This is a genomic window from Cribrihabitans neustonicus (assembly GCF_048820895.1).
GTDB lineage: Bacteria > Pseudomonadota > Alphaproteobacteria > Rhodobacterales > Rhodobacteraceae > Cribrihabitans_A > Cribrihabitans_A neustonicus.
The window spans coordinates 1-11,846 of the sequence record NZ_JBMERQ010000022.1; the positions used below are offsets into that span (position 1 = coordinate 1).

Sequence of the window (11,846 nt, forward strand, 5' to 3'; positions counted from 1 at the left end):
CCCTCGCCCCCATTCCGGCTTGGTGCTCCTTCAGGATGCCAATGATCTGCTCATCGCTGAAACGGCTTTTCCGCATCGTCTGTCTCCTCGCTTGGAGAACAGGCTAACTTCAAATCGCGGACTTTTCAGGGGAGCACGTCAACTCTCAGGGGAGCCCGTCAGCGATGATCGGCCTGGCCCGAAACGCAAAAAGCCCTTCCGGAGAAGGGCTTGACGGGAACATGCTTGAGTGTTCGGTAAAATTGGTTGCGGGAGCAGGCAACCGCCGTATCCTACCTACCCTCTTCGCAACCATATAAACCCATGATAGCACACCGCTAACGGCACCTTTGCGCAGGGGAACGGACTTTGCAAACTTAGAGTCGCCCGGCGCTCCAGATGGACCTAGGCGGCCCACACCGGCCCTTGAACTATGCCAGCGGATGCTGGGGCGCGGCCCTTCGTTTCGGACATTCGCTGCGACGGCGAAACCAGGTTGTGGGCGAACTCACGCAACGAGGATAAAGCCGCCGTTCGATCGATGTCCACTTCTGCGAAGCCTTGCCAGTTCGTGAAGTTTCAAGTGCGGGCTGCCCGTATTTGGGCAGCGAGAGATTTCTGGGCGGTGTCCGCAAGCTGCAGCGTACAAGCCATTTGGATAATGTGCGTGCTGGCAAATCGTGGCTGGAAAGTGTGATTCGCTCCGCGGAGATCTCGACCCGAAGCAAGTGACCAAAATTTTTATTGTATACCCCAAACAATTTTTTATAGTCCTGACTGTGCCTGGCCAAACAGTGGCGGGGCGACACCTGCAAGCCTGAACTTTGATCGGCAATCACCGAGATGGGGCCTTTTCTGGTTCCTAAATGCAAGCAAACCGAGAGCAACCAGTGCTTCTTGGCCGAGTAATCTGATCAGAAAAATAAATATAACTGCTTGCGGAAAACACTTACCGACAGCGAGGACATCATGAAGATAACATCAGCATTCCTGGCGGTTGCGGCACTGCTGTCGTCAACTGCCGTGGTCAGCGCCGAAACCCTTAAATGGGCACGCGCGGGTGACGCTCTGACATTGGATCCGCACTCGCAAAACGAAGGCCCCAGCCATACCATGCGTCACCAGATGTATGAGCCGCTGATCATTCGCGACACCAGCGGCGCGTTCGTCCCGACTCTGGCAACCGACTGGGCTCCCAGCGCTGACAACCCCAACGTCTGGGTGTTCAACCTGCGCAAAGGCGTGAAATTCCACGATGGCGCGGATTTCACCGCAGAAGACGTGGTGTTCAGCTTTGAACGTGCGAAGCAGCCGAACTCGGACATGAAAGAGCTGATCGGTTCGATCACCGCGGTGCGCGCTGTTGACGACCACACTGTCGAGATCGAAACAGACGGTCCGAACCCGATCCTGCCGTCGAACCTGACCAACCTTTTCATGATGGACAAGGGTTGGACCGAGGCGAACAACACAGTCAACGTGCAAGACTTTGAAGGTGGCGAGATCACCTATGCGACCACCAACGTGAACGGCACCGGCGCGTACAGGCTGGTCAGCCGCGAGCCTGACGTGAAAACGGTCATGGTGCGCAATGAAGAGTACTGGGGCCGCAACGACTTCCCGATGGAAGTCAGCGAAATCGTCTATACCCCGATCCAGAACGCCGCGACCCGCGTTGCTGCGCTTCTGTCGGGCGAGGTGAACTTCCTCCAGGACATGCCGGTGCAGGATCTGGCCCGCGTGGACGGCGCGGATGGTCTGGTGGTCAAGCAGGCCCCGCAGAACCGCGTGATCTTCTTTGGCATGAACCAGGGCGCGGATGATATCGAAGCCGACAACATCGACGGCAAGAACCCGCTGGCGGACGTGCGTGTGCGCAAGGCGATGTCCATGGCGATCAACCGAGACGCCATCCGTCAGGTCGTGATGCGGGGCCAGTCCCAGCCTGCCGGCATGATTGCACCGCCCTTTGTGAACGGCTGGACCGCCGAGATGGACGGCGAAAGCTCGACCGATCTGGCAGGCGCCAAGGCGCTGATGGAAGAAGCGGGTTATGGCGATGGGTTCTCGATTCGCCTGGACTGCCCGAACGACCGCTACATCAACGACGAAGCGATTTGTCAGGCCGCTGTCGGCATGCTGGGTCAGATCGGCATCACGGTGAACCTGGACGCCATTCCCAAGGCGCAGCATTTCCCCAAGATCACCGACGGCAAGACCGACTTCTACATGCTGGGCTGGGGTGTTCCGACCTACGATTCAGAGTACATCTTCAACTTCCTGGTGCATGGCCGTGAAAGCGACATCGGCACCTGGAACGGCACCGGCTTCAACGATGCTGACGTGAATGCAAAGATCAAGTCGCTGGCCTCCAACACCGATCTGGACGCCCGCCAAGCGGACATCGCAGGCATCTGGCGCGTTGTTCAGGACGAACAGCTCTACATCCCTATCCACCACCAGGTTCTTAACTGGGGCATGAGCGATAACGTTGGCATCGAGGTTGATCCCGAAGATCAGCCCCGCGTCAAATACTTCACCATGAAGTAACCCGATCCGGGCCGCCTGCCTGTTGCGGGCGGCCGGTTTCTGCCGGGCGGCGCAGGAGTTCCCCGCCCCCGGCACCTCTCTGTGATCCGTCAATTCAACGCGTGACCCCACGCTTGTTGGCGCAAGAAAGCCTCTGCGATGCTGCCGTTCATCCTAAAGCGTGTGTTACAGTCTATTCTGGTTCTGGTCGTTACCGGCGCTATTGCGTTTTCCATGTTCACCTTTGTGGGTGACCCGATTGACAACATGCTGGGTCAAGAGCGGACGATGGAAGACGTTGAGCGTCTGCGCGCGCAATTGGGCCTCGATAAACCGATCCCGGTACAGTATTTCAAATTCCTCAACGAAGCGGTCCAAGGCAATTTTGGCGTCAGCTACCGTCAGGGCCGCGAAGTTTCTGAGATCATCATGGAGCGCGCTCCGGCAACGCTGGAGCTGGCGGCTCTGTCAGCGGTCTTTGCCGTGGTGATGGGCATCGTGCTGGGTGTGTTCACCGCCATTCGCCGCGACGGTTTCGCCGCCCATTTCATCATGTCCGCCTCTTTGATCGGGGTGTCCCTTCCAACCTTTCTCATCGGTATTCTGCTGATCTATCTGTTTTCCGTCGAACTCGGCTGGCTGCCGAGCTTTGGGCGCGGTGAGGTGGTGAAGATTGGCGGCTGGACCACCGGTTTCCTGACTGAATCCGGCCGCAAAGCGCTGATCCTGCCCGCGATCACCCTGGGCCTTTATCAAATGACCCTAATTATGCGGCTGGTGCGTTCAGAGATGCTCGAGGTCCTGCGCCAGGATTACATCCGTTTTGCCCGCGCGCGCGGCCTGAGCGACCGGGTGATCAACTTCCGCCACGCGCTCAAGAACACCATGGTCCCGGTTATCACTGTGATCGGCCTGCAGCTCGGGGCAATCATCGCCTTTGCGATTATCACCGAAACCGTCTTTCAGTGGCCCGGGCTTGGACTGTTGTTCATCAACGCGATCCAGTTTGTCGATATCCCGGTCATGGCCGCGTATCTGATGATGATTTCGGTGATGTTCGTCGTCATCAACCTGCTGGTTGATATCCTCTATGCCTTCATTGATCCTCGTCTAAGGGTGAGTGCCAAGTGACCGACCAACCCATTTCTGCGCAAAAAGAAACGCAACCGGCAACGCCGTCCCGGCTGCGCCGCGCGTTGGACAGTGACCTCTATTACGCTTTCCGCCACTCACCTGTTGCGATGGTGTCGGCCGCTGTGTCGGTTCTGTTGATCCTGTCGGCCATATTCGCCCCTGTGATTGCCACAACCAACCCGTTCGACCCTGCGTCGCTGAACCTGATGAATGGGTTCACAGCGCCGATGACCCCGAACGCCTTTACTGGCGAAACGTTCCTGATGGGCACCGACGATCAGGGGCGGGATGTGTTTTCGACCATCCTTTACGGCATGCGGATTTCTCTGTTCGTAGGCTTTGCAGCAGTTCTGTTCGCGGTGGTTCTGGGCGTCTTCCTCGGCCTTTTGGCCGGGTACTTCGGGGGTTGGACCGACAGTTTCATCATGCGCGCCGCCGACGTGCAGCTGACCTTCCCCTCGATCCTTGTTGCGATGCTGATCTTTGGTATTGCAAAGGGCATCACCCCGATAGAACACCGGGACCAGATGGCGATCTGGGTGCTGATCCTCGCCATTGGCCTGAGCGACTGGGTGCAGTTCGCGCGGGTTGTGCGCGGCGCCACATTGGTGGAAAAGAACAAGGACTATGTATCGGCAGCCAGGCTGATCGGGCGGCGTCCCTCGACCATCATGCTGCGGCACATTCTGCCTAACATTCTCTCACCCGTGCTGGTGATTGCCACCATCTCGCTGGCTCTGGCGATCATCGCCGAAGCCACGCTCAGCTTCCTCGGAGTGGGTGCCCCCCCCACGCAACCCTCCCTGGGAACGCTGATCCGAATTGGGCAGGGCTACCTGTTCTCCGGTGAGTGGTGGATCCTGTTCTTCCCTGCCTGCACACTGCTGGCCCTGGCGCTGAGTGTGAACATGCTGGGTGACTGGCTGCGTGACGTATTGAACCCGAGGCTGAAATGACCGAACCCGTATTGTCCATCCGTAATCTGACGGTCGAAATTCCCACCCGCCACGGGCTGTTCAAACCTGTCCAGAATGTCAGCTATGACATCTACCCCGGAGAAATCCGCGGGGTTGTCGGCGAAAGCGGAGCGGGCAAGTCGATGACCGGCAATGCCGTCATTGGGCTGCTGGATGATCCTGCACGTGTTGCTTCGGGGGAAATCTGGCTCAAGGGACGCCGCATCGACAATCTCAGCGCCGAGGAAAAGCGCGCTATTCGGGGTCGCGAGATTGGCATGATCTTTCAGGATCCACTGACCTCGCTCAACCCGCTGTTCACGATCGGCGAACAGTTGGTCGAAACGATCCAACTGCACCTGAAGGTCACGGCCGCTGAGGCGAGGGAGCGCGCGCTTGCCCTGCTGGATCGGGTGTCGATCCCCGACCCGAAGACGCGGTTCGACCAATATCCGCATCAATTCTCGGGTGGTATGCGCCAGCGGGTCGTGATCGCGCTTGCCTTGTGTTCAGAACCTTCGGTCATCGTCGCGGATGAGCCGACCACCGCGCTGGATGTATCCATTCAGGCGCAGGTGCTGGACCTCATCAAGGAACTGGCCTCGGAAACCCAAGTGGGGGTGATCCTTGTTACCCACGACATGGGTGTGATCGCCGACACCACCGAGCAGGTCACCGTCATGTACTCTGGCGAGGTAGTCGAGAACGGGCCAACCGACAAAGTGCTGAGCACCCCGGAGCATGAATATACCAAATCGCTGATCTCTGCAGTGCCGCGCCCGCAGGTCAAGCTGCACCGCTTTCCGCAGGTTAGCTATGGTGGCCGTGAAACCACCTTCAAGATCGAGGACCTCGCCCGCAACTGGCACAAACCTGAGCCGTCCAAATCCGGCAGACTGGTCGAGGTCAAAGGGATCACCAAGAAATTCCTGCAAAAGTCCGCCATCCTGCCCTCCCGGCGCACCTACTTTACCGCCGTGGATGAGGTGTCGTTCGACATCAAGGATGGTGAGGTGTTTGGCCTTGTCGGGGAAAGCGGATCGGGCAAATCCACCGTTGCGCGCATGATCGGCACGCTATTGCCTGTCGACGGCGGCCAGATCCATTTCGATGGTGATGACGTCACTGCAATGCCGGCAGAAGCCATGGCGAACTACCGCAAACAGATCCAGATGATTTTTCAGGATCCGTTCTCGAGTCTGAACCCGCGCATGAAGGTGGAATCCATCGTGGCCGAGCCGCTGATCCATCACAAGCTCCTGCCGCCGGATCAGATCAGCGGCCGGGTGCATGAATTGCTGGATCGTGTTGGCCTGACACGTGCGGCAGCCGCAAAGTACCCGCACGAGTTCTCGGGCGGTCAGCGGCAGCGGATCTCGATCGCCCGCGCCCTGGCGACGCAGCCACGGTTCCTGATCTGCGATGAACCCACCAGTGCGTTGGACGTGTCCATTCAGGCGCAGATCCTGAATATTCTCAAAGATTTGCAGGAACACCTGGGCCTTACCATGCTGTTCATCAGCCATGACTTGCCGGTGGTGCGTCAGATGTGTGACCGCGTTGGTGTGATGAAGCAAGGGCAGTTGATCGAGGTGCAGGACACTGAAACGCTGTTTGCCAATCCCAAGCAGGCGTATACCGCTCAATTGCTTGATCTGATGCCCCGGCTGGCGCAATTGTCAGGATAACCACGTGCGGTTCTCTTGCATCCCCCCGGCCGCCTGCGCAGGCCTTGTCTTTACCAAGGGTAGAGGGGGGTAGCGCTATGGCGTCAGATCAACTCGAACGGGCCAAACTGGGCAATCTGATCCGCAAGTGCCGACAAAAGCGCAAGCTGACCCTCAAGGGTCTTTGCGACAAGGCTGGCGTTTCCGCCGGCTACCTGTCGCAGGTCGAACGGGGCAATGCCACACCGTCGCTTGGCACCTTGGCGCAGATTGCCCGCGCGTTGGATCTGGGCCTTGATTACTTTGTCACCCGCCCCAAACCGGGGGACGCGGTGTCTTATGCCGGGCAGCGGCGCAAGTTTTCGATTTCGGACACGGGCGTCACCTATGAGGCGCTCAGCACCGAGTTTCCCGGCCACGAACTGTCCGCCTTTATCATGAACTGCCCGCCAGGGTTTCAATCCGAAACCTTTCAGCATGAAGGCGAGGAATTCATCTACATCCTTAGCGGTACGATCGAAAAAACCCTGGATGGTGAAGCCTTTACACTGCGCGAAGGCGACAGTCTGCATTACAATGGCATGACGCCTCATGCGTGGAAAACTCTGGGCGAAACCCCCGCGCGTATGTTGTGGGCCGGCACTTTGGTGGTCTTGCAGGGCGCGCAGAAAAGCCGGCTGCCCGGGCATCGCAGCTGACCCCACCCAACAGAGCGCCATTCAAGAGAGGGTCTTATGATTGATATTGTGGAAAACAGATTGGCGCGATTGCGCCAGCGCATGGCGGACACCAACACAGATCTGGTCGCTGTCGGGCCGGGCAGCCACATGCAATGGCTTTTGGGGCTGAACCCGCATGGGGATGAACGCCCGGTCATGGCGATTGTGACGGCCGGCCACGTTGGTGTGCTCATGCCCCTGCTGAACGCCGAGGCGTCGCGCGCCCAATGCGCCGATGTGCCGTTTTATGAATGGAGCGATGCGCACGGTCCGCTGGCCGCGCTTACGCAGCTGTTGACCGAGGCCAACGCCAAACGCCTTGGCCTAAGCATCGTTTTGGACGAGATGATGCGCACGGATTTCTCGTTCCTGCTGCTCGATCAGCTGGACGCGCCGGCCCACCGCTTTACGCTGGACACGGTGGGCCAGCTCCGCGCGGAAAAGGACGCCGGGGAACGCCGGCTTTTGAAAGACAGCGCAGTCTTGAACGATGGCGCCTTTGAGAAAGCGTTTGCGGCGCTGCGCACCGGCATGTCCGAGATCGAAGTGCGCGATATCATAATCGATCACTACATGGAAAACGGGGCAGAACCCGAGTTTTGCATCGTTGCTTTCGGAAAGAACAGCGCCTATCCGCACCATCACACAGGTACGGATACCTTGCAGCCTGATATGGCCGTGCTCATCGACTCCGGATGCCGCTTGCAGGGCTACCCGTCGGATATGACCCGCTGTGCCTGGTACGGTGACTCGCCCAATGCCCGGTTCAATGAAGTAGCCGGAATCGTAGAACAAGCTGTCCAATCCGCGCAGTCGGCGGCTCTGCCCGGTACCCTCTGCAGCGACGTTGACATGGCCGCGCGCACGGTGATCGAGGACGCAGGCTTTGGCCCGGAATTCCTGCACCGCACAGGTCATGGTCTGGGCATTGACGTGCACGAACTCCCTTTTATCGCTGCCAACTACCCCGAACCCTTGAGGGTGGGAAACGTGTTTTCCATTGAACCGGGCATCTACCTGAATGATGAATTTGGCATTCGTCTGGAAGACGTGGCTTTCCTGCATTCAGGCGGCGTCGAAATCCTGTCCGAGATTCCGCGCACCGTGCGCCTGCTGCCAGTCAGAGATTGAAACCGCGACAACATCCAGCTATTGGCCAACACGCGATCCCAGGATGGATGATCGCTTCCAAAGTGCCTGGCGTCATTAACCGGTCAAGCATTGGCACCTTTCTGCCGCACAGTGTCTTCAGTGTACATGGCCTCTGTTTCTAAGGAGGTTTGTGGCATCTCCCGCCATACCATTTGCCGAACGCGCCAAGGTTAGACGTTCCATGAAACCGGAATTGTTGCCGTTCATACGCTCGGAACTTGGGGCTCCGAGCCGATTTGCGGCGGTGCAGAGAATTTCCTGGTTTCGAGCGAACATGGGTGTCGGCTTTCAGCTTTGCGGTTTGATCGATTTGCGCCTGCGGAGAAAGTCGGCTTCCCTGAAGGTTTTTCGATGCGGGCCGCTGCGTGACGGCGGGGCGCCTGCGGGCGTCGGCCCGCGTTGACAAACCTCGGAAGGAAGAAGCCGCGGGGACCCGGGCGCTGCCAATGGGGAAAGCGTGCTGCGGGTGATTGCGAGGGTGGGGTCTGGCCTCCGACCGTGCAGAACGTGTCGATCGCTGGATGTCGCTCGGACGACGGGGGGCGTGGGTTTCGGATGCCGGCGGAACAGTTGATTGCATTTTCCTGAGCAAAGCCCGGCAACGGGCATGCCAGGAGCGGTCCAGCCTGCGGGCGGCAGCTGGTGGGTTTCGCGCGTTTGAGACGGGCGTTGCGTCATGCGGCCTGCTCCTGGGGTGGTGCTCGAGATGACGGCATCCGACCGCGGCGGAAGATCTCGACGATGCGCATCGCGCCACCGCAGCAGGGGCACGGTTCGCGCAGTGTGAGAGGGATGATCTCGGCATTCTCCTGCGGGTCCGGATCCTGCGGCGCCTCGCCGAGCAATCCGCGGATGCGGGCGATGGTGGCCTTGCGAGCCGCGCTGGCCAGCAGCCCATAGTGCCGGATGCGGTGGAATCCATCGGGCAGGACGTGGATTAGGAACCGGCGGATAAACACGCCGGTCTCGAGCCGCATGACCTTTTGCCGGTCGCCGGACTTGATGTGGTAGTCCTTCAGCGGAAGGCGACGGTATTGGTATCGGCGCTGATAAGGCGGTGGCTCGAGATCGCCACCCGTGAGCTCAGGCGAATGGTTCTTCCGTTTCGACATCTCTGATCTCCTCGTCGTCGAAGATCAGCAGACAGCAAATCGTAGCTTAGGTCAGTGTCCGAAATTCGGGGGGGGGGTAGCTCAGATCGCTGCCGACCTCAATGCCGACAAGATCCCCGCCCCGCGCGGGCGCGGCGAGGGATCTGGGCACTGGAAGCAGAATACCATCAACGGCAACCGTGAGCGCGGCACAGGAATTCTGAACAACGAACTCTATCAGGGGCGACGCATCTGGAATGTAAAACTTCCGACTTGATCTGACGGACAGCTCAGCTTTCTGTGCTGAGAACGGGTTGCTGGCTGTCCGATGGCCCGGAACCCCCGATCGTCTTGTCTCTGGCAATGTGTATCGTTTCGCGGAAGGTCTGCATAGGCGTCTGGCCATAGCAGTATCGTCCCGAATGCGGCCGCTGCTCGTTGTATTTGACCAGCCAGGCGTCCAGATCCACCTGCAATTCCTGCACCGAGCGGTAGAGCTTCTTGCGGAAGGCAATGTCATAGAACTCATCCTTGATGGTCCGGTGGAAGCGCTCGCAGATGCCGTTGGTCTGCGGGCTGTTCGCCTTGGTCCTAGTGTGATCCACGTCCTCGACGGCCAGGTAAAGCTGATAGGCATGGTTCTCGACCTTGCCGCAATATTCGGTGCCGCGGTCCGTCAGGACGCGCAGCAGGCTGATGCCGTGTTCGGCAAAGAAAGGGATAACCCTGTCATTCAGCAGATCCGCCGCCGTGATCGCCGGCTTCTCGGTGTAGAGTTTGCAGATCGCCACGCGGGCATAGGTATCGACGAAGGTCTGCTGGTAGATGCGCCCCACGCCCTTCATCGTGCCCACGTAATAGGTGTCCTGGCTGCCGAGGTAGCCCGGATGGTGGCTCTCGATCTCGCCGTGCGCCTCCTTTTTCTGCTGGGCCTTTTCCAGCGCGGCCATCTGCGCCTCGGTGAGCAGGATGCCGTCCTGGGCGGCACGGGCCTCCAAGGCCTTCAGCCGCTTCTTCATGGTCTCCAGGTCGTTCCGCAGCCAGATCGAGCGGACGCCGGAAGACGACACCATGATGCCCTGCTGCTGGAGCTCCCAGGAAGCGCGTTTCTGCCCCAGCGCCGGGTTTTCGATGGCCAGTTCGATCACCGCCCGCTCGACATGCTCCGGCACCCGGTTCTTCAGGATCGGCTTGCGGCGGCTGAGATCCATGAGCGCCTGCTCGCCGCCCTGTTCGTAAAGTTCCTTGAACCGGTAGAAGCTGTCCCGGCTGTATCCCATCACCTTGCAGGCCTGCGAAACGTTGCCGAGCTGCTTGGCAAGCTCCAGCAGCCCCAGCTTCGGTTTGATGATCTTGTCCTGAATACTCGTCATTGATCGACACTCCATGCTTGCGCTCCAGAAGAGCAGAAATGTCAGATCAAGTCGCGTGTTCTACATCTGGAATCGCCTGCGCTATTCCAAACACCCGGACACAGGTCGGCGCGTGTCCAAACTCAACCCGCCCGAAGCCTGGAAGACCCAGGAAGTGCCGGAACTGCGCATCTTGATGAAGATCTTTGGAGCGCGGTCAAGGCACGGCAGGAGGCTCTTTCAAAACAACGCGGCAAAAGGGCGGCCAACGACAAAAACGGGCTATCTGCCTCTCAAGGCCTACGGCGGCGCAAATACCTACTGTCGGGCCTACTCACCTGCGGCCAATGCGGCGGCAAACTGACGGTAGCGGGTTCCGGCAACGCCCGGCGCTACTACTGCGCTAACGCAAAAGAGAAAGGCGCCGCTGTCTGCTCTGGAATGCCGGGCCTGAGGGAGGACCTGGCGGCGGAAACGATCCTGGGCAACCTGCGCGGAAGCCTTATGCAGGACGCAGCTTATCAATGGTTCCGATCCCGATACGAAGCGCAACTCAAGGCAACAGTGCTTCATAAGGGAGATGCGCTACGGCTGTTCGACCAGGAAACCAAACAGTTTGAACAGAATCGCGCGAACCTCCTGCGCGCGGTAAAGAACGGTCTGCATTCCGACGCCGTCATTAACGAGTTCAACGCAGTTGATGCAAAGCTTGAACCGCGGAGCGATGAACGGGAAGCCTTGGTGCCTACCCCCATCGAATTGCCGACAGATCTCCCTGCACTCTATAGGGACTTTGTCACCAATATCACCAGCACCCTGTCAGATGAGGGCGTAGCAGGCCGGGCGAGTGATGAGCTGCACGCGCTCCTGGATCAAGTCATCATCCGGTGGAACGCAGTGACGCGCAGCCATGAATTCGAGATGCGGGGGGGATCTTCTGGAACTTATCGGCAAGGCGCAGGGCAAAACCCTGGGCGGTGACGCCGAATTGGAAAGTTCGCTAAAGTTGGTTGCGGGAGCAGGATTTGGCCTTTATCGAACGAACATCACTCTAAGGAAGTGATCTCCGTTCAACCTTAGTAGTAGTTTTTTGGCCGTCCATGGCACCATCAACGGTGTCCGCTAGGCGCAGAAAGTGAGCTTTGCAAAGTTGCGCTAAGCAGGCAGGCAAAACTGCTCAGAGCAGAACGAAGCTGCCGTTGGAACATCGGCAGCCAACTGGTATGAGCGGCCCATAACCGACTTTGGTTAGGCATCTGGCCAACGG

Annotated in this window: 10 protein-coding genes and 2 pseudogenes; 10 read left to right on the plus strand and 2 right to left on the minus strand. The window is 58.9% G+C overall.

Going from position 1 to position 11,846, the window contains the following annotated elements; genetic code table 11:
- Positions 1-948 precede the first annotated feature (948 nt).
- The 6 genes from ACOHWE_RS19630 (at position 949) to ACOHWE_RS19655 (ending at position 8,115) form a co-directional block, all read left to right on the plus strand.
- Positions 949-2,529 (plus strand): ABC transporter substrate-binding protein, encoded by a 1,581-nt coding sequence (locus ACOHWE_RS19630; protein WP_420668448.1) that lies wholly within the window; start codon positions 949-951, stop codon positions 2,527-2,529.
- A 138-nt stretch (positions 2,530-2,667) separates the two neighbouring features.
- On the plus strand, positions 2,668-3,639 hold the full coding sequence (locus ACOHWE_RS19635; RefSeq protein ID WP_420668437.1) for an ABC transporter permease: 972 nt from the start codon (positions 2,668-2,670) through the stop codon (positions 3,637-3,639).
- Positions 3,636-4,598, plus strand: coding sequence for an ABC transporter permease (locus ACOHWE_RS19640; RefSeq protein ID WP_420668438.1), 963 nt, complete (start codon positions 3,636-3,638; stop codon positions 4,596-4,598). Before ACOHWE_RS19635 ends, ACOHWE_RS19640 begins: the two co-directional genes overlap by 4 nt.
- Positions 4,595-6,286 carry a dipeptide ABC transporter ATP-binding protein gene (locus ACOHWE_RS19645; RefSeq protein WP_420668440.1) on the plus strand — a complete coding sequence of 564 codons (1,692 nt, stop codon included), beginning with the start codon at positions 4,595-4,597 and terminating at the stop codon, positions 6,284-6,286. The genes ACOHWE_RS19640 and ACOHWE_RS19645 overlap by 4 nt, the downstream gene beginning before the upstream one ends.
- A gap of 77 nt (positions 6,287-6,363) precedes the next feature.
- Entirely contained in the window at positions 6,364-6,963 is a 600-nt protein-coding gene (locus ACOHWE_RS19650; protein WP_420668441.1) for a helix-turn-helix domain-containing protein, read from the plus strand.
- A 36-nt stretch (positions 6,964-6,999) separates the two neighbouring features.
- Positions 7,000-8,115, plus strand: a complete 1,116-nt coding sequence (locus tag ACOHWE_RS19655) for a M24 family metallopeptidase (RefSeq protein ID WP_420668443.1) — start codon at positions 7,000-7,002, stop codon at positions 8,113-8,115.
- A 695-nt stretch (positions 8,116-8,810) separates the two neighbouring features.
- On the opposite strand, the pseudogene ACOHWE_RS19660 reads toward ACOHWE_RS19655, so the two are convergent.
- Positions 8,811-9,226 (minus strand): annotated as a pseudogene (locus tag ACOHWE_RS19660) (transposase); the annotation flags it as partial.
- On the opposite strand from ACOHWE_RS19660, the gene ACOHWE_RS19665 reads away from it, so the two are divergent.
- Positions 9,214-9,504 carry a recombinase family protein gene (locus ACOHWE_RS19665; protein WP_420668444.1) on the plus strand — a complete coding sequence of 97 codons (291 nt, stop codon included), beginning with the start codon at positions 9,214-9,216 and terminating at the stop codon, positions 9,502-9,504. The pseudogene ACOHWE_RS19660 and the gene ACOHWE_RS19665 sit on opposite strands and share 13 nt — an antisense overlap.
- 13 nt (positions 9,505-9,517) lie before the next feature.
- Here the strand turns inward: ACOHWE_RS19665 and ACOHWE_RS19670 are convergent, their stop codons facing one another.
- Positions 9,518-10,600 (minus strand): IS481 family transposase, encoded by a 1,083-nt coding sequence (locus tag ACOHWE_RS19670; RefSeq protein ID WP_420668445.1) that lies wholly within the window; start codon positions 10,598-10,600, stop codon positions 9,518-9,520.
- Between the two features lie 55 nt (positions 10,601-10,655).
- Here ACOHWE_RS19670 and ACOHWE_RS19675 point away from each other — a divergent pair, with 55 nt between their 5' ends.
- The 3 genes and pseudogenes from ACOHWE_RS19675 (at position 10,656) to ACOHWE_RS19685 (ending at position 11,560) form a co-directional block, all read left to right on the plus strand.
- Positions 10,656-10,943: a hypothetical protein gene (locus ACOHWE_RS19675; RefSeq protein ID WP_420668446.1), complete on the plus strand. Its 288-nt coding sequence runs from the start codon at positions 10,656-10,658 to the stop codon at positions 10,941-10,943.
- A pseudogene (locus ACOHWE_RS19680) lies at positions 10,940-11,011 on the plus strand (hypothetical protein); the annotation flags it as partial. The gene ACOHWE_RS19675 and the pseudogene ACOHWE_RS19680, both read left to right, overlap by 4 nt.
- Positions 11,012-11,020: 9 nt before the next feature.
- Entirely contained in the window at positions 11,021-11,560 is a 540-nt protein-coding gene (locus tag ACOHWE_RS19685) for a hypothetical protein (RefSeq protein ID WP_420668447.1), read from the plus strand.
- Positions 11,561-11,846 lie beyond the last annotated feature (286 nt).